Raw genomic sequence first — 17,447 nt, 5'->3', positions numbered from 1 at the left:
GTTCATCCGGGGGAGGTTCTTCCCGGCCCGGACCCGTCCAGCCCTCTCACCCCCTCGCCCCAGGAGTCACATCATGCGCAAGCTCTTCGCCGCGCTCACCGGAACTGCCCTCGCCGCCGCTCTGATCGTTGCGCCGGCCACCTCGGCCAACGCCGCACCCCCGGCCAAGGCCGCCTGCTTCGCCTGCACCGTCGGGTTCTGAGATTTCGGAGGGGCCGGGTCGATGTCTCCGGCTCTTCATTTCGCTTCCAGTTGAATGCTGATGTGGCCCACTCTGCGGAGGGAGGTGGACCGTGACCGCGCTCCACTCTGCCTCGCGCTGGGTGTCCCAGTTGAACTGGGCACCCGATCTCGCCACCTACGACGCGCTGGCCGAGCAGCCTGACGACCTGTTGGTCGCCAGGGCGGCCAGCGGCTACCTCGAGTACGAAGTGTTGCTGCGGCCCAGTTGGGTCGATGCCAATCGCCGGTTCCGGTGGATGTTCGCGCCCGGCTCGGAGCGGACGTCGCCACTCAACACGGTGCCGGCCGCACTCGCCCCGTTGCTGACCGATCAGCGCCGGCTCAGCGACGCGCGCTGGTCGTTGGCCGCCGGGAACCCGGCGGCACCGTGGCAGCTGCACTTCGCGCCCGGCCGGGCCACCGTCGAGATGCACATCCGGCGGTTGCACCACACCAACCCGGGCGAATCGGCCGCGGTGTTCGGCGCCGCCGCCGCGCTCGGGCAGGCATTGCGCAGCCTCGGCGCGATCACCGCCGAGGCGCCGGAGGCCGCCGCCCAGCTCGATGCGCCCCGGCCCCTACGCCGGTTGGACCATTGGCTGCGCACCGGCGACGGACCGTGGGGCGCCACCATGCTGCACGACCGCATGGTGCAGGTGCTGGGACCGGCTCGGCTGCGCGAGGTCGGCGAGTGGATCAACGACGTCCCGGCCGAGCGAATCGTGCACGGCCGGGCCGGCCTGCACACGGTGGTGGTGCCGGAGACAACCGCGCGTCCCGCCGTTCTGCTCGGCGACGAGATCGCCTACGGCCCCAAGGCTTACGACCTCGGCTGGGTGCTCGGTCAGATCCTCGTCCAACAACTGTTGCTGAGCAGCGAACCGGCCACCGCCACCGGAGAACAACAGAACGAGCTGTACGTCCGCGCGCGCGACCATTTCCTCACCGCTTACGGCGCCAGCGAGAACCCCGAGTTGGCCGGGCGCTGGACCATCGCCCGCATCTTGCTGGAGATTCACGACGCAGCCGCGTTCCGCGACGAGCAACTGCACCAGCTGCTCGACGTGGTCGCCGAGCTGTACGACGTCGCCCGTTGACACTGCCCGTCGATGTTGCTCGTTGGCACCGCCCGTCGAGGTTGCCCGGTTGCCGCGGCGGCGCCGGCTCGTCCCGGTCACCGGCATCGGCAGCGGGGCGCCAAATCGGCGAGCGCGTCAGATCCAGCCCTGCTCGCGGGCCGCGACGCCGGCCTCGAACCGGGTGGAGACGCCGAGCAGATCCAGTACGGCCGCGATACGGCGTCGGTAGGTACGCACCGACCAGCCGTACTTCCGCGCAACTGCCTCGTCGGTAGATCCTTCGGCGAGTGCTGCAACGGTATTCTTGATCATCTCGACATCAAGCCCGCCGGCCGAGAAACCCACCGGCATCGATGAGCGCCAGAGCTCGTTGAACTCTGCATGCAACGCCCGAACGAGCACAGGTCCCTTCACCAGCAGCACTGTGCGCCCGTCGGTCGCTGTGGAGTCAGGGATCACTGCCTGACGTCGATCAGAAATGAGCATCCGGTTAGCTACCGAACTCCGTACCCTCACCCGGACTCCGCGCGCCGACAATTGGCCCAAGTACTCCATGATGTCGGGACGCCGAGCACAGGTGGCCGGAAAGATTGCCCGCACGTCCAACCCGCGATTGAGCATCTCCATGTCGGCGTCCCAGCTGGACCGAAGCATCTTCGCTGAATAGTCGCCGTCCGGCATGGCATTCAACATCTCGAACCGGGTCTGGGCGACGAGGGTCTCAACCGTGCGAGCAAGTTCCGCATGGCTCAGCAAAGGGCGCACTGATGGCGCTGCGAGCATGGGAGCTGACACGGGAAACCTTTCGCGGGGACGTGCGTTGATGGTACCGAGTGCACACAAAAGGCTGAACCCCTGCGACACATTCGGATGAGAGTTGGCTCAGCGCCGATGCCTCGATTACCGAAAGTGAGAATCGGTCAGATCAACTCGGTCACTCCACGGCACCGCTACTCCACCGCATCCCTACTCCACGGCACCGCTACTCCACGGCACTGCTACTCCACGGCACTGCTACTCCACCGTGACGGACTTGGCGAGGTTCCGCGGCTTGTCAATATCGTAGCCACGACTCCGGGCGATCTCGGCCGCCAAGATCTGCAGCGGCACGGTGGTGATCAGCGGCTGCAGCAGCGCGGGCACCACCGGCAGCTCGATCAGCGTGTCGGCGAACGGCGCCACCGCGTCGTCGCCGGCTTCAGCGATGACGATGGTGCGGGCGCCGCGGGCCTGAATCTCACGGATGTTGGACAGCAGCTTGGAATGCAGCAGCGGCTGCGCGCGCGGCGACGGCATCACCACCACCACCGGCAGCCCGTCCTCGATCAGCGCGATCGGACCGTGCTTGAGCTCGCCGGCGGCAAAACCCTCCGCGTGCATGTACGCCAGCTCTTTCAGCTTCAGCGCGCCCTCGAGCGCCACCGGAAAACCGACGTGCCTGCCGAGGAACAACACCGCGCGGGCATCGGCCAGCTCGCGGCCGAGTTGCCGCACCGGCTCCATCAACGCCAGCGTGTCGGCCACCGCCTGTGGCATCTTCTCCAGCTCGGCGAACTCCCGGCCGATCTCGTCCGGGTACTTGGTGCCGAGCGCACCGGCCAGCGAGAGCCCGACCATCAGGTTCGCGGCAATCTGCGCAAGGAACGCCTTGGTGGAGGCCACCCCGATCTCCGGGCCGGCGTGGGTGTACAGCACCGCATCGGATTCTCGCGGGATCTGGGAGCCGTTGGTGTTGCAGACGGCCAGCACTCGTGCGCGCTGCCGCCGGGCGTGCCGCACCGCCTCGAGGGTGTCGGCGGTCTCGCCGGACTGGCTGATCGCCACCACCAGGGTGTCGCGGTCGAGGACCGGGTCGCGGTACCGGAACTCGCTGGCCAGCTCCATCTCCACCGGCAGCCTGGTCCAGTGCTCGATGGCGTACTTGGCGACCAGCCCGGAATGGAACGCCGACCCGCAGGCCACCACGAACACCTTGTCGACGGTGCGCAGGTCGTCCTCGCCGAGGCGCTGCTCGTCCAGCACGATCCGGGTGCCGTCGAAGTGCCCGCGCAGCGTGTCGGCGAGCGCCTGCGGCTGCTCGGCGATCTCCTTGTCCATAAAGGTCGGGTGGCCGCCCTTCTCCGCCGCGGCCAGATCCCAGGTCACCGTGAACGGCCGGAAGTCCGGCTCTCCTGACGTGAAACTCCTGACGTCGTAAGCGTTTTCGGTGATCACCACCAGCTGGTCCTGGCCCAGCTCCACCGCGTCCTTGGTGAACTCGATGAACGCGGCGACGTCGCTGGCGACGAACATCTCGCCGTCGCCGACGCCAACCACCAGCGGCGAGTTGCGGCGCGCGGCCACCAGCATGCCCGGCTCGTCGGCGTGCCCGGCGACCAAGGTGAACGCGCCCTCCAACCGGCGGCACACCGCTGCCATCGAGGCCGCGAGGTCACCGGCGGTCTCGCCGGCGGCAAACGCCCGGCCGAGCAGGTGCGCGACCACCTCGGTGTCGGTCTCGCTGACCAGTTCGATGCCCTCGGCCTCCAACTCGGCGCGCAGCGGCGCGAAGTTCTCGATGATGCCGTTGTGGATCACCGCGACCCGGCCGGAGGCATCAAGGTGCGGATGCGCGTTGCGGTCGGTGGGTCCGCCGTGGGTGGCCCAGCGAGTGTGGCCGATGCCCACCCGGCCGCTGAGCTGGACGCCGGAGTCACCGATCTCCTTCTCCAGGTTGCCGAGCACGCCGGCCTTCTTGGCGACGCTCACCCCGCCCTGCCCGTCGAAGACGGCGATACCGGCGGAGTCGTAGCCGCGGTACTCCATTCGCCGGAGCCCGTCGACCAGCAGCGGGGCAGCGTCCCGGGGCCCTACGTACCCAATGATTCCGCACATGACATCCGAGGGTAGGGCACCGCATTCGCGCTGCCCGACAACCGAGAAACCCCAGTTCGGGGCGCTGCGCAGAGTTGGCGGAAGGCGCCGTCGGCAGCACATGCGCGTGCAGCTCTGCGGCGTCTGCGCGCACGAACGCGCACCACGGTGCCGCAGCGCCTCAGCACCGTGACGCGATCGACAACCGCGCTGGTGACGACGCCACGGCCGCGCCGGGTGCGTCGATCAGCGCGGCGCCAGCGCGGCCAGCGCCTTCACCATGTCGTCGGCGTCCTTCTTGGTGACGCCGGCGTTGGGGATCAACTCGGTCTCCAGCCAGCCGGAGCCGTCGGCGATGAGGCAGCCGTGGGCAAGGCCGGCAGCGGTGACCTGGCAGCTGACCTTGCCCTGGGTGCTCGTCCGGCCACCGTCCTTCTTGGCCTCGTTCGCGAAGTCCTGCTTCTTGATCTCGAGCACCTTGGCCTTGTCGGCGCCGCCGACCTTCACCGAGGTGACCATCATGAGCTGGGTGACCGACCCGTCGCGGTAGCCGGCCGGATCCTCCACCGCCAAACCGCGCTCGATGGAGAGGTCAACGTTGGTCGACGAGAGCGCTGCCTTTTGCGTCTTCACGAACCAGTCGCCCAGTTGCTTGGCGATCGGGGTCTTGCTGCTGAACGACGCACCGATCTGGGTGAGCACCTGGTCCATGCCGTTGCCGGCCTCTTGCCCGGCCCGGTAATCCTGTTCACTGAGCAGCTGCCAGCGGCCCACCGCTTCCGGCAGCTTGCCCGCAGTGAACGGTTTCGGCTTCGCGGTCGGCTTGGCGCCGGCCTTGGCGCCGCCGGCCGTTGAGTTGGCGGGCTTGGAACTGGCGGGCTTGGAGTTGGCGGGCTTGGACGATGTGGCGGCCGGTGCGGTCGACTCCTGGGCCGCCGCACTGCTGGCGGTGCCGGCCGGGCTGTCCGACGCCGCTGCGGATGCCTGCGACGGTTCCGCGCCGGGGGTGGCGTCGGCGGCGCTCGATTCCGCCGCGGCGCCGGGCATCGACTCCGCGGCGTCGGACGCCGTTGCACCCGCTGCTTGCGTTGACTGCTCCGGTGACGATTCCATCGAAGGCGATGGCATCGAAGGAGACGGCATCGTGCTCGATGTGGTGGGCGTGCCGGTGGTGGCGTCGGCAGACGACGTCGCACCGCCCGAGGTGTCGCTGCTGCAGGCCGCGGTGAGCAGGCCGATGGCACCGAGCACGGCGACGGACGTCTTCCGCAGGGACTTCCGGTTGGACTTCCGGGGGGCCGGGGTAGGTCGGGTCATGCGGCCACCGTAGGCAATCGACCGGTCCGATGTGCAATTTCGGCGCATCCGCCCGCAGCTGCAATCCAGGTATCCGTCTTGGGTGACGGCCTCGGTGCTGCCGCTGCCGGAGGTACTACCACTGCCCGCCGGTGCTCGGCGGTGGACGCCCGGGTCAGCGGACGGCTCCGGCCGGCGGACACGGCTGCGGTCAGCGGTTGCGGCGGTCAGGCCTGCACCGGCCGCCCGCCGCGCTGGTGCGCCTGCGGATCGTCCGGCGCGGGCGCCCCCTCAGGGGCGGGCAGCGTGTAGCCCTCGCGATCCTGCGCACCGGACGCCGCGACGGCCCGCACATCGGCCCAATCCCGCAGTGCCGCAATGGATTCCGCCTGCGTCACCGACAGCGGAACGGTGTTGTCGATCTCCCGCAGCAGATCGTCCGGCTGCAACGTGCGCCGTTCGTTGAACGCGTCGAAGCAGGCCGAGATCACCGCTTGCTCGATCTCGGCGCCGGAGAATCCTTCGGTGGCCGCGGCGAGCGAGGCGAGCAGCTCGTCGGACAGTTCCAGGTCACCCAGCGCCGGGCCGGCCTTCAGCCGCGCCGCAAGGTGCACCCGGAAGATGTCGATGCGCTCGGACGCGGTGGGCAGGTCGATGAAGAAGATCTCGTCGAACCGGCCCTTGCGCAGAAACTCGGGCGGCAACAGCTCGATGGAGTTGGCGGTCGCCATCACGAACACCGGAGCGGTCTTTTCCTGCAGCCACGACAGGAAGGTGCCGAACACCCGCGCCGAGGTGCCGGAGTCGCCGGAACCGGAAGCGCCGGAGGCGAAGCCCTTCTCGATCTCGTCGATCCACAGCACGCACGGCGCGATCGCCTCGGCCGTGCGGATGGCGGTGCGCATGTTCTGCTCGCTGGCGCCGACCAGGCCGCCGAAGACCCGCCCGATGTCCAGGCGCACCAGCGGCAGGTTCCAGGCCGACGACATCGCCTTGGCGGTCAACGACTTTCCGCAGCCGGGGACGCCCGTCATCAGCACCCCCTTCGGTGCCGGCAGACCGTAGGCGCGGGCCTCGTCCAGCCAGGAGCCGTTGCGCTTGGTCAGCCAGGTCTTGAGGTTGGCAAGACCGCCGATGTCGTCCAGCTTGACGCCGGAGTTCACCATCTCGAGAACGCCGGACTTGCGGATGATCTGGGCTTTCTCGTCCGAGACCACCTTGACGTCGTCGGTGGTCAACTTGCCGTCGTCGACCATGGCCCTGGCGAAGGCATTCTCGGCCTCGAACGCGGTCAGCCCGAGGGCGGCCTTGGCGAGCACCTCAACCGCATCGTCGGAAAGGTCGGCGTCGAGGGCGCCGCTGGAGGTGTTCTTGGAAACCATGCGGCGCAACATCTCTCGCAGGTACTGCTCGTCCGGCAACGGGTAGTCGACCACCGTCAGCAGCGACTCGAGATCGGCCGGCAGCGCCGCCACCGGCGACACCAGAATCAGCGTGCGCGGCACCGCACCGTCGGCGAAGAACCGCACGGTGTCCTTCAGCGCCCTGATCAGTTGGGTATCGGGCGGCACGTTCGCCGAGCCGAGCCACGGGTGCAGATCGAACATCACCACAACGCTCGGCATGGTGAGACCGGCCGCCGCGGTGAGCGCGGCGTGCGGGGTGCGGGTGTCCGGATTGCCGGGCTGGCCGAGCTTGCCGAACCCGCTGGAAGTGGTCCAGACCCACACCTGACGCGGCGGGCTGACCTGACGCGGATCGCCGACCACCTCGGCGATGTCGGCCAGCACCCTGGTCTCTTCCGCCGTAGTGATGCCCAGCAGCGGGAATCTGGCGCGGATCAGCCGGCGCAACTCCGCGGCAAAAACCGGATCGTCGCCCGTCTTTGCCGCCCCGGCCTTAGCCGCGCCGGTGTTGGCTGCGCCGGCCTTGGCTGCGGCTGTCTTCGTTTCTTCTGCGTTGGAAGGGTCGGCCTTGGCTGCGTCAGTCTTGGCTGCGCCAGTCTTGGCTGCAGCGCGCGAGTCAGGGGCGGCCGCGTTCGAGCCGGGGCTGGCAGGTGTGCGATCGGCCGGCGAATCCGTCATGGGCGATACTCTAGGCAGCCCGATGCCGCCCGGCCGGAGCTACCGCTCCCCCGGCCGCGGCCGCGCTCGCTAAGGAGGATCATGGCCGCCGCTCCGACCACTCCGTCGGCGTTGCACCACCCGACGTTCGAGTACGTCTCGCACCGCGGACCGCACCGGATCGCCTCGGGCGTCCTCGACCCAGCGGGGGTGCCCGGCCAGGTGTACGCGCCGGTGTCGGGCCGCGACCTGCCCGTCATCGGCTTCGCGCATGGCTGGCTGCAACCGATCCGCCGCTACACCGAGACCATGCGGTACCTGGCGTCATGGGGGTTCGTGGTGGTGGCGCCGGCCACCGAACGCGGCCCGATCCCGTCGGCCGCCGGGCTGGGTGCCGACCTGTCCCGATCGCTGCGCGCGGTGGCGAACAGCTCACTCGCCGGTGGCGTGCTCACCGTCAGTGACAAGAAGTTCGGGGTGCTCGGGCACTCGGTCGGCGGCGGCGCCGCGGTGTTAGCGGCGGCCAACGACGCCGGTATCAAGGCCGTCGTCGCGGTGACCCCGTCGGCGTCGAAGGTGGCGCTGCGCGCGGCCGGCAACGTGCTCGCGCCCGGCCTGATTCTGGTCGGCAAGTACGACGCCATGAGCGACCAGGCCGGCGAGCGCCTCGCCCGCTCGTGGGCCGGCCCGGTACAACTCCGAGAAGTCAAGGGCGCCAAGCACTTCGGCCTGTCAGAAGGGTCGCACTGGACCACCGCCCTGGTCGGCGACGGCAAGGACAAACGACTGCAGACCGCCACCCGCACGCTGGCCACCGCCTTCCTGCTGCGGTACGTCGCCGGGCATGATCAGCTCGCCGACGAGCTGGAGTCCAAGGTGCCGGGCACCAGCATCGTCGACCTCTCCGAAGCCGACAAGGCCGCCAAAGCCGCGGACGACGCTGAAGCCGCTGCAGACCGAGCTGTTGAAGACGGCGCTGCCGAACCGGCCGACGCGTCCGCCCCCTGAGTCCGGCCCGAGTCCGGCTGAGACCGGGCCCGCGGTACGCCGCGGAGCCGAGACTGCGCCGGCGTGGGCCGGCGCGAGCCGAGCGTCCCATCCTGGCGAGTTCCGCCTCACTCGGGTTGCCGCGTCACCCGGACGACGGGTAGCGCGCTGACTGATCTTGCGCAAAGATGTTCTGCAACGTGCACATCGGCGCAAGGAGGCGTCGGTGCCGTTGCCCGGCCCGTCGGTGGTCGAGCTCCGGTAGTGCACGCGAGGTCCGAGGAGATCGCTCGATGCGCAGCTACCCGTCCCGAGATCTTGCCCACCGCGTCGACGCGGGTGTGGTTCGACCGTCGATCCGCACCAGGCGCCGGCGTCCCGCGACACTGCTGACAGCGTGGCTCGCCGCCCTGCTGGCAGCGGCGTTGATCCCCGCCCTGTTCGTTCCGCTGCGCACTGCCGCAGCCCCCACCGAGAGTCCGATGACTTCCGCAACCAACGCCACCGGCGCACTCGCTCCCCTCGACCCGACCGCAGCGGTGATCCCGAAACCCTTGCAGCTGAACAGCAATGCCGGCGCGGCACCGTTCGCGGTGACGCCCCGCACCTGGGTGATCGCCAGCGGTGACGCGCTGCCGGCCGCGACCTACCTCGCCGGGCTGCTGCGGCCGTCCACCGGGTTCGCGGTGCCGGTCAAGCGTTCCGGCCCGGAGTCCGGGGCCATCAAGGTCAGCGTCGATCCCACCGCCGACTACCCGACCAACGGACAGGGTGGCGACGCCGAGGCCTACCGGCTGGCCGTGAGCAGCACCGGTGTGCAGATCACCGCCAAGACCGCCAAGGGCGCCTTCTACGGCGTGCAGACGCTGCGGCAGCTGATGCCGGCCTGGGTGGAGTCGAGCACCCCGGTGTCCGCTCCGCTGCAGGTCGCCGCCGTCGAGATCGCCGATGCCCCACGGTTTGCCTACCGCGGGGTGATGCTGGACGTGGCCCGCTCGTTCCAGACCGTCAGCGAGGTCAAGCAGTACATCGACGGGCTGGTACTGCTGAAGATGAACACCCTGCACATGCACCTGGCCGACGACCAGGGCTGGCGCATCCAGATCACCAACGAGGGTAAGGAAGCCGGCGACCCGATCGACTACTCGCTGCTCACCTCGACGTCCGGCAAGACCGCGATGTCCACGCAGGAGTATCGCGGCGTGATCGGCCGCACCGGCTACTACACCCAGGACGAGTACCGCGACATCGTCGCCTACGCCGCCTCCCGCTATGTGCAGGTGGTGCCTGAGGTCGACGTGCCCAGCCACACCAACGCCGCGCTGCACGCCATCAGGGAGCTGAACACCGACCGCTCGCTGCCGGCGCGGGATCCCGAGACCGGCGTGGTGCCATGGAACGGCAGCGGCACCGTCGGGTACTCGGCGCTGGACGAGCAGCTGCCGCTCACCTACACCTTCATCAAACACGTGTTCTCGCAGCTGGCCGAGATGTCGAACAGCCCGTACGTGCACATCGGTGGCGACGAGTCGCACGATATGGGGCGTACCAGGTATGTCGACTTCATCCGGCAGGTGGTGCCCGCCGTGCAGCAGGCCACCGGCAAGGGCACCATGGGCTGGAGCGAGTACGCCGACGCCGGCACCGGCAAGCCCGACAACTATTGGGACGGCTCGGTTCTGCAGTACTGGGTGGGCGAGGGCGATCTGGTGCGCGACTTCGTCGCCAAGGGCGGCAAAGTGGTGGTCTCCAACGCCAAGGGCTCGTACCTCGACATGAAGTACAACCCGCAGACCCCGATCGGCCTCACCTGGGCGTGCTCTGGCGACTGCGACGTGAACACCTATTACAACTGGGACCCCACCACAACGGTGCAGGGCGGCCTTGACGAATCCGGCATGCTCGGGGTTGAGGGCGCACTGTGGTCGGAGACCGTGCGGGGTATGGACCAGGCTGAGTTCCTGACGCTGCCAAGGGCTGCCGCCGTGCTGGAAACCGGTTGGACCGCAAAGGATGCCAAGGACGCCGCCGACTTCCGCAAGCGGCTGGCCAACCTTGGCGCGCACTGGACGGTGGCCGGGCACAACATGTTCGACACCCCGCTGGTGAAGTGGCAGGCCACCGCGACGGGGGCGGTGGCCGCGGTGAAGACCGGCGCCAAAGCCGGCTGGCCGGTCGGCTATCTGGCCGCCCCCGGCACCGAGCTTTCCGCCGACGGCAGCACCGTCACGCCGGCCGCAGGTTCTTCCAGCTCGCTGACCGGGCCGGTGACGGGAACGCTGCGCTGCGGCCGCAGCAGCTACCCGGTGCGCTTCACCACCGCGGTGCCGCGCGACCCTGTACACGCCTCGGGGCTGTACACCGCCGTGGTGGACGTGGCGTTCACCGGGACAAAGGAGTGCACGCTGCAGTTGACCGGGCTCGCGGCGGGCGCCGCCGAGCTCGCCGTCCCGGTGCGGGCCGATGCGGCAAACCCGTTGCCGCCCGCGCCTTTCACCCCGACCGGCCCAGCAACGGCGGCCCTCGGTGCTGGCGGCCCGGTGCCGGCCGGCGAATGGACCAAGCTGGAGCTGTCCGGCTTCAACGCGAACGCCTACCTGCGGCTGAGCATGAACGGCGCCGAGTTGTACAGCGTGCGCTCGGACCCGAAGGGCACCTTCTCCGGTTACGTTCCGCTGCCAAAGGCAGCCCAGAACGGTGCCGCCACCTTCTCGGCGACCGACGGTGAGCACACCGCCAGCACCGAGGTGACCGTCACCGGCGGGGTGGATCCGCTGCCGAACCAGATCGATCAGCGCACCCTCGCGGTGGCCGATGTGGACAGCCAGGAGACCGCCGCCGAAGACGGCGCCGCCGGCAACGCCATTGACGGCAACCCGAACACCCTGTGGCACACCAAGTATCAGAACGGCACCGACCAGTATCCGCACCACATCACGCTGGATCTCGGCAAGCAGTACACCGTGACGGGGTTGAGCTACCTACGCCGGCAGATCGGAAGCAACAACGGGGTGTTCCGCGACTACCAGGTGTTCGTCAGCGCCGACGGCCAGAACTGGGGCGACCCGGTGGCGTCCGGCAGTTTCACCGCTGACTTCGCGCCGCAGCAGGTGCTCTTCGACGGCAAACCCGGGCGCTACGTCAAGCTGGTGGGATTGAACGCGTTGGCCGGCAACGCGTTCGGCGGCGCCGCCGAGATCAACGTCGCAGGTACGGCGCGGTAGTCACGATCAGCTGTTGACCGCGCCGATACCGCCGACCACGGCGGCGACCCGGTCGGCGATGCCCTGCGCGGCATCGAGGGTCGGTGCCTCCACCATCACCCTGATCATCGGCTCGGTGCCGGAGGGGCGCAGCAGCACCCGGCCCTGGTCGCCGAGTTCGGCGGTGGCCTGCTCGACGGCGGCCAGCACCTCAGGCGCGTCGGCTGCCTGTTGTTTGTCGGCGACCCGGACGTTGATCAGCACCTGCGGGAACTTGGTGACGATCCGCGCCAGGTTGCCCAACGGCAGGCCGGTGGAGGCCACCCGCGCCATCAGGTGCAGCGCGGTGAGCAGGCCGTCACCGGTGGTGGCGAAGTCGGCCATCACGATATGGCCGGACTGCTCACCGCCGAGCGAGAACCCGCGAGAATTCATGGCGGCCAACACATACCGGTCGCCGACGGCGGTGGTGACCACGTCGATACCGGCCTTGCGCATGGCCTGGTGAAAGCCGAGGTTCGCCATCACGGTGGTGACGACGGTGCCGAAGTTCAGCTCACCGCGCTCGTGCAGCGACATGGCAAGCAGCGCCAGGATCACGTCACCGTCGATCACAGTGCCGTCCGCCGCAACGGCGAGGCAGCGGTCGGCGTCGCCGTCGTGGGCAATGCCAAGATCGGCGCCGGTGTCCACCACGGCCTGCTGCAGACCCTCGAGATGGGTGGAGCCGACGCCGGCATTGATGTTGAGCCCGTTGGGTTCTCCGGCGATCACCACCACATCGGCACCGGCCCTGCGGTACACCTCGGGGGCCACCGTCGACGAAGCCCCATGGGCGCAGTCGACCACGATCTTCAGGCCGCTCAACCCGTTCGGGGTGGAGACCAACAGGTGGTCGGAGTACCGCCGCACCGCGTCGGACTCGGTGAAGATCCGGCCGACACCCTCACCGGTCGGCAACGGTTCGGTGGACTGCATCCCGGCCTGGATGGCGTCCTCCACCTCGTCGGACAGCTTGCGGCCGCCGGCGCCGAAAATCTTGATCCCGTTGTCTGGCATGGCATTGTGCGATGCCGAGATCACCACGCCGAGGTCGGCGCGCATGTCGTTGGTGAGGAAGGCGACCGCCGGGGTGGGCAGCACACCGAGCAGTGCCACGTCGACGCCGGCCGATGCCAGCCCGGCGGCAACCGCGGCCTCCAGCATTTCGCCGGACGCGCGTGGGTCGCGGCCGATCACCGCAAGCGGGCGGGTCCGGGCCGGGGCGCCTGAGCTGGTGCTCGGGCCGGCACCGGCGGCGGCCCCGCCGGTGGTTTCGGCGCCGGAAGACACCGCGGCCGCCCTGCCGTTCTCGCCGGGGTGGGCGAGAACGCGGGCGGCCGAGGTAGCCAACTGCAATGCGAGCGCTGGGGTGAGGTCGGCGTTGGCCAGACCACGCACCCCATCGGTCCCGAAGAGCCGGGCCATCTGGTTCTGCGGCGCTCTCGCGATTAGCGCTTGGAGTACTGCGGAGCCTTGCGGGCCTTCTTCAGGCCGTACTTCTTGCGTTCCTTGACGCGGGGGTCGCGGGACAGGAAGCCGGCCTTCTTCAGCGGCGGGCGGTCGGCGGCATCGATGTCGATCAGCGCCCTGGCGATGCCGAGGCGCAGCGCACCGGCCTGGCCGGTGACGCCACCGCCGGTGAGGGTGGCGAAGACGTCGTAGGTCTCTTCCTTCTCCAGGGTGACCAGCGGCTCCTTGATCAGCTGCTGATGCACCTTGTTCGGGAAGTAGGAGTCGAGGGTGCGGCCGTTCAGGGTGAAATTGCCAGATCCGGGCACCAGACGCACCCGGACGACGGCCTCCTTGCGGCGGCCGACGGTCTGCACCGGGCGATCGCCGATGGCGCCGGCAACCGCGCTCGGGATGATGGACGGCGCCTCGTCGGCCCCGTCGACGGCCACCTCGACCACGACGCCCTCGGCCGCCTCTTCTTCGCGGGCCGAAGCGTCAGCCTCGGCGTCGATAACGGCGGCCTGCTCGTCGGCCTCGACCGAGGGGGCCTCGGTGATCTCGTGCGGCGTCTCGCTCACGGTGACTTCTGCCTCGCTGGTGGTGGGGGTCTCAGGGGAGTTCGGGGTGCTCACTGGGCAACCTGGGTGATCTCGAACGGCTGCGGCTTCTGGGCGCTGTGCGGGTGCTCGGCACCGGCGTACACCTTCAGCTTGCGGGCCATCTGCCGGCCGAGGGAGTTGTGCGGCAGCATCCCGACGATGGCCTTCTCCACCAGCTTCTCCGGCTTGGTGTCGAGCAGCTGGCCGACGGTCTGCGCGCGCAGGCCGCCCGGGTAACCGGAGTGCCGGTACAGCACCTTGCCGTCGCGCTTGTTGCCGGAGATGGCGACCTTGTCGGCATTGACGATCACCACGAAGTCGCCGGTGTCGACGTGCGGTGCGTAGATCGCCTTGTGCTTGCCACGCAGCAGCTGGGCGGCCTGGCTGGCCAGCCGGCCAAGAACGACGTCGGTGGCGTCGATCACATGCCAGGCGCGGGTGACGTCGCCGGGTTTGGGGCTGTACGTGCGCACGGGGTCTGCCTTCTTCGTTACGGGGCCGTGCCAAGGCACGGTGCTCTGCGGTCTATCAGTACGGTGCGGTCTATCGGTGGCTGGAAGCCGGGCCGGATCCGTGCGTGGGCACCGGCACTGCCGGTGCGGCGTTCACGAAGCGACCCATGGGTCGGCACGCCGAAGCCCCCCGGCTGGCGCACGAGGATCAACGATACCGTTCCGGGCCTGCGCGGGTCAAAATGGCCGGTCGCCGCCATGTGAGAATCGCGCACATGACTTGCTGCGCCGCGCCCAGACGGGTCCAGCGCTGGCGGCTCGCGCTCGCCGGCATGACGCTGGCCACGCTCGCCGGCTGCGCCTCGACCGTCGCCGGAACCGCGGTACCCGGCGCACCCGGGATCGACGTCACCGCCTACCCCACCACGGATTATCCCACCGAAGACCGAGGCGAGACCGGCGGCGGGAACTCGGGCAAGGACTACTCGACCGGTTCCGAGCCGACCGGCACCGGCAGCACCGACAGCACCGACAGCACCGGTGCCAGCTTCCCGCCGGTCGACCCGTCGTCGCCCGGTATCGCACCGCCGCCGTTGTCGGACGCCGAATCCGCCCCCTCGCCCACCGCCGGGACGCCGTCGGCGGCGGAGACGTCATCGACCCGAACAAGCTCGGCGCAGGGCGCGGCCACCCATCGCGGGAAGGCCACCGTGAGCAACGGGACCATCTCGATCGCCGTTGGCAAGCCGGATCGGCGCATCACGATCTATCAAGAACCGATGTGCCCGCCCTGCGGCGAGTTCCAGCAGCGTTGGGGCGCCGACATCGACGCGGCGATCGATGCCGGCACGTTGCGGGTCGACCTGGTGACGATGACGTTTCTCGACTCCCAGTCGTCCAGCGGCGACTACTCGACCAGAGCAGCCACCGCGCTACTTGCGGTCGCCACCGCGGCGGGCGACAGACCCGGCGTCGTGCAGAACTTCGAGGCTGCACTGTTCAGCCCTGACGTGATGCCGAGCGAGGGTGGCGGCACCGACCTCAGCAGCGACGAGCTGGCCGCCCTCGCCGTCGAAGCCGGACTGCCGGCCTCCGACGCGAAGGCGGTGGCGAAGCCGTCCGCGAAGCTGACCGCCGCGGCGACGGCGGCCGCCGGCAAGGCAACCGAGCGCGCCACCGGCACTCCGACGGTGTTGGACGCCACCGGCACCAAGCTGAACATCGACGACGATGAGTGGCTCGCCAGCGTCCTGAAGTAGCGCGCCCGACGTAGCGCGCCCGACGTGGCGGCCCGACATAGGCGTCCGCGGGTAACAGCGCTACCCGATCTGGGCTGCCGCCTTGGCATTGAGGTAGCGCTGCTCGACAACGCTGCGGGTGGCCGCGGCCGCCGCCAGGAAAGCCTTCTTGGCCTCGACCGGCCGTCCGGCGCGTTCGAGCAGATGCCCGCGGACGGCGGCTATCCGGTGCGAATGTCGCAGTGCCCCATCGGATTCCAGCGCATCGACCAATCGCAGCGCCGGCTCTGGACCCGACGTCATGGCCACCGCGACTGCGAGGTTCAGCGCGACGACGCCGTGCGGCGCCAGCCGGTACAGCATGCGGTACAGCGTGAGGATCTGCGCCCAGTCGGTGGCGTCAGCGGTCGGCGCTTGGTCGTGGCAGGCGGCGATCGCCGCCTGCAGCTGGAACCGGCCGACCGGGCCGCTGCGCAGACCGGCCTGCAGCAGCCGGTTTCCCTCGGTGATCTGTTCGGTGTTCCAGCGGCTGCGGTCTTGGTGCTCAAGATCGATCAGGTCGCCACCGGGGTCGAGGCGGGCCGCACGCCGCGCCTCGGTCAGCAGTAACAGGGCAAGCAGTCCGGCGGATTCTGCGGCTTCGGTCGGCATCCGCCTGGTGAGCAGGTGCAGTTGCCGAGCCAAATCGATGGCCTGGCCGGCCAGGTCGACGTGCTGGGCCTGCGGCGGCTGCCGATGCCGGGCACCGTCGGTCAGATAGCCGGCCTGGTAGATCACGTGCAGCACGTCGCGGACGGAGTCCAGCCGCCCGGCCAGCTGGGTCGGCTCCGGCAGCGCGAACGGCGCCGCCCCGTCCCGGGTGTGGCGCAGCTGCGTCTTCGCGCGGCTGATCCGTTGCGCCATAGTGGATTCCGGCACCGCGAACGCCGCCGCGATCTGCTCAGTGGACAGCCCGGCCACCACCCGCAGGGTCAGGGCCACCTGCGAGGTGCGGGACAGCTCGTCCGCGCAGCAGCGCAGCAGCAACTCGAGGGTGTCGTCGGTGTCGGCCGAGAGCCCGGCGAGACCGTGCCGCTGGTCTGCCGGGCCGGCAGCGCCCGGCTCGGCGTTCGGTGTTCCCGCCGCCACCCCAGCGGCGGCGGCATGCGTCGCCTGCCGCCGATCGCGGGCCCGCTCACTGCGCAGCAGATCGATCATCCGGCGCTCCGCCACCCGGATCAGCCAGGCCCGCGGATCGTCCGGGTGTCCCCCGGACGGCCACTGCGCCGACGCTGCCGCGAACGCCTCCGACACCGCGTCCTCGCAACTCGGCGAGTAACCGAACCGGCGGATCAACGCGCCGACGACGGTGCCGGCATGCTCTCGCCAGGCCTGCGCCACCGCGCGCTGATCCGCCGACATCCGCGCTGGGCGTTCAGGATTCGCCACCGGGCCACATGGCCGGGCGCAACTCGATGGTCTCGCCGGGGCCGGCAAAGCCGCGAACGATGTCGCCGGCACGTTCCGGTGACTCGACATCGATCAGGAAGAAGCCGGCAAGATGCTCGCGGGTTTCGGCGTAGGGACCCTCGGTGGCGAGCACCTCACCGTCCTTCCACCGCACAACGGTCGCGGAGGCGGGGTCACCCAGCGCCTCACCGCCGACCAGCTCACCGTTGGCCTGCAGCTCGCCGAGCAGCTTGTCGAACGCTGCGTTCATGCTGGCGCGCTGCTCTTGCGGCAGCGCCTGGTTCTCGGCGACGAAGTCGCCGGTCGGGTGTCCCCATGGCTGCGGGTTCGAGTGGATCAGGATGACGTACTTCATGGCGACTCCTTCGGTGGTGGCGCCGTGGCGTTGGGCCGGTGGCGCCTCATTGTGGGCCATTCGTGCTGACGAAACAGACGTCGGAGCGGCCGTCACCGATTTCGACACTGTCCGGCAAAGTCGTTTTCCACATCGACCGGCTAAGTCGTTTTCGACA

At 69.4% G+C, this 17,447-nt stretch carries 15 protein-coding genes; 6 read left to right on the top strand and 9 right to left on the bottom strand.

Features of this window, described 5'->3' with window-relative positions:
- Positions 1-73 precede the first annotated feature (73 nt).
- Positions 74-202 carry a hypothetical protein gene (locus tag HKD39_RS20050; protein WP_281361859.1) on the top strand — a complete coding sequence of 43 codons (129 nt, stop codon included), beginning with the start codon at positions 74-76 and terminating at the stop codon, positions 200-202.
- A gap of 91 nt (positions 203-293) precedes the next feature.
- Positions 294-1,319, top strand: a complete 1,026-nt coding sequence (locus HKD39_RS09215; protein ID WP_171199576.1) for a hypothetical protein — start codon at positions 294-296, stop codon at positions 1,317-1,319.
- Between the two features lie 117 nt (positions 1,320-1,436).
- On the opposite strand, the gene HKD39_RS09210 is transcribed toward HKD39_RS09215, so the two are convergent.
- The 3 genes from HKD39_RS09210 to HKD39_RS09200 form a co-directional block, all read right to left on the bottom strand.
- Positions 1,437-2,096, bottom strand: a complete 660-nt coding sequence (locus tag HKD39_RS09210; protein WP_171199575.1) for a hypothetical protein — start codon at positions 2,094-2,096, stop codon at positions 1,437-1,439.
- A gap of 219 nt (positions 2,097-2,315) precedes the next feature.
- Entirely contained in the window at positions 2,316-4,175 is a 1,860-nt protein-coding gene (glmS, locus tag HKD39_RS09205; protein ID WP_171199574.1) for a glutamine--fructose-6-phosphate transaminase (isomerizing), read from the bottom strand.
- Between the two features lie 225 nt (positions 4,176-4,400).
- On the bottom strand, positions 4,401-4,928 hold the full coding sequence (locus HKD39_RS09200) for a hypothetical protein (RefSeq protein WP_171199573.1): 528 nt from the start codon (positions 4,926-4,928) through the stop codon (positions 4,401-4,403).
- Positions 4,929-4,950: 22 nt separating this feature from the next.
- On the opposite strand from HKD39_RS09200, the gene HKD39_RS09195 reads away from it, so the two are divergent.
- Positions 4,951-5,484 carry a hypothetical protein gene (locus HKD39_RS09195; protein ID WP_171199572.1) on the top strand — a complete coding sequence of 178 codons (534 nt, stop codon included), beginning with the start codon at positions 4,951-4,953 and terminating at the stop codon, positions 5,482-5,484.
- 193 nt (positions 5,485-5,677) lie between these two features.
- Here HKD39_RS09195 and HKD39_RS09190 read toward each other — a convergent pair whose 3' ends face one another.
- Positions 5,678-7,534, bottom strand: a complete 1,857-nt coding sequence (locus HKD39_RS09190) for an AAA family ATPase (protein ID WP_171199571.1) — start codon at positions 7,532-7,534, stop codon at positions 5,678-5,680.
- 81 nt (positions 7,535-7,615) lie between these two features.
- On the opposite strand from HKD39_RS09190, the gene HKD39_RS09185 reads away from it, so the two are divergent.
- A complete protein-coding gene (locus HKD39_RS09185) occupies positions 7,616-8,521 on the top strand; it encodes a poly(ethylene terephthalate) hydrolase family protein (protein WP_171199570.1) in 906 nt (301 codons plus the stop codon).
- Between the two features lie 461 nt (positions 8,522-8,982).
- Complete coding sequence (locus tag HKD39_RS09180; RefSeq protein WP_171199569.1) at positions 8,983-11,724, top strand: family 20 glycosylhydrolase; 2,742 nt, start codon at positions 8,983-8,985, stop codon at positions 11,722-11,724.
- Positions 11,725-11,730: 6 nt separating this feature from the next.
- Here HKD39_RS09180 and glmM read toward each other — a convergent pair whose 3' ends face one another.
- Genes glmM through rplM form a run of 3 tightly spaced genes read right to left on the bottom strand, consistent with a single transcriptional unit; the run spans position 11,731 to position 14,269 of the window.
- Positions 11,731-13,170, bottom strand: a complete 1,440-nt coding sequence (glmM, locus tag HKD39_RS09175) for a phosphoglucosamine mutase (protein WP_171199568.1) — start codon at positions 13,168-13,170, stop codon at positions 11,731-11,733.
- A 23-nt stretch (positions 13,171-13,193) separates the two neighbouring features.
- Complete coding sequence (rpsI, locus tag HKD39_RS18775; RefSeq protein ID WP_425488437.1) at positions 13,194-13,775, bottom strand: 30S ribosomal protein S9; 582 nt, start codon at positions 13,773-13,775, stop codon at positions 13,194-13,196.
- Positions 13,776-13,825: 50 nt separating this feature from the next.
- Complete coding sequence (rplM, locus tag HKD39_RS09165; RefSeq protein WP_171199567.1) at positions 13,826-14,269, bottom strand: 50S ribosomal protein L13; 444 nt, start codon at positions 14,267-14,269, stop codon at positions 13,826-13,828.
- A 311-nt stretch (positions 14,270-14,580) separates the two neighbouring features.
- Between rplM and HKD39_RS09160 the strand changes: the two genes are divergently transcribed.
- Positions 14,581-15,507 carry a DsbA family protein gene (locus HKD39_RS09160; RefSeq protein WP_171199566.1) on the top strand — a complete coding sequence of 309 codons (927 nt, stop codon included), beginning with the start codon at positions 14,581-14,583 and terminating at the stop codon, positions 15,505-15,507.
- A gap of 60 nt (positions 15,508-15,567) precedes the next feature.
- Here HKD39_RS09160 and HKD39_RS09155 read toward each other — a convergent pair whose 3' ends face one another.
- Positions 15,568-16,914: an RNA polymerase sigma factor gene (locus tag HKD39_RS09155; protein WP_212754326.1), complete on the bottom strand. Its 1,347-nt coding sequence runs from the start codon at positions 16,912-16,914 to the stop codon at positions 15,568-15,570.
- Positions 16,901-17,290, bottom strand: coding sequence for a YciI family protein (locus tag HKD39_RS09150; RefSeq protein ID WP_171199565.1), 390 nt, complete (start codon positions 17,288-17,290; stop codon positions 16,901-16,903). The genes HKD39_RS09155 and HKD39_RS09150 overlap by 14 nt, the downstream gene beginning before the upstream one ends.
- Positions 17,291-17,447: the final 157 nt, after the last annotated feature.

Origin of the sequence: Nakamurella aerolata (assembly GCF_013002705.1) — a bacterium.
Lineage (GTDB): Bacteria > Actinomycetota > Actinomycetes > Mycobacteriales > Nakamurellaceae > Nakamurella > Nakamurella aerolata.
This window is presented reverse-complemented; position numbering and strand designations above follow the sequence as displayed.

Coding starts and splice junctions, on each gene's coding strand:
- HKD39_RS20050 (WP_281361859.1), top strand. CDS start 74: ATGCGCAAGCTCTTCGCCGCGCTCACCGGAACTGCCCTCGCCGCCGCT.
- glmS (WP_171199574.1), bottom strand. CDS start 4,175: ATGTGCGGAATCATTGGGTACGTAGGGCCCCGGGACGCTGCCCCGCTG.
- HKD39_RS09190 (WP_171199571.1), bottom strand. CDS start 7,534: ATGACGGATTCGCCGGCCGATCGCACACCTGCCAGCCCCGGCTCGAAC.
- HKD39_RS09185 (WP_171199570.1), top strand. CDS start 7,616: ATGGCCGCCGCTCCGACCACTCCGTCGGCGTTGCACCACCCGACGTTC.
- HKD39_RS09180 (WP_171199569.1), top strand. CDS start 8,983: ATGACTTCCGCAACCAACGCCACCGGCGCACTCGCTCCCCTCGACCCG.
- glmM (WP_171199568.1), bottom strand. CDS start 13,170: ATGGCCCGGCTCTTCGGGACCGATGGGGTGCGTGGTCTGGCCAACGCC.
- HKD39_RS09160 (WP_171199566.1), top strand. CDS start 14,581: ATGACGCTGGCCACGCTCGCCGGCTGCGCCTCGACCGTCGCCGGAACC.
- HKD39_RS09150 (WP_171199565.1), bottom strand. CDS start 17,290: ATGAAGTACGTCATCCTGATCCACTCGAACCCGCAGCCATGGGGACAC.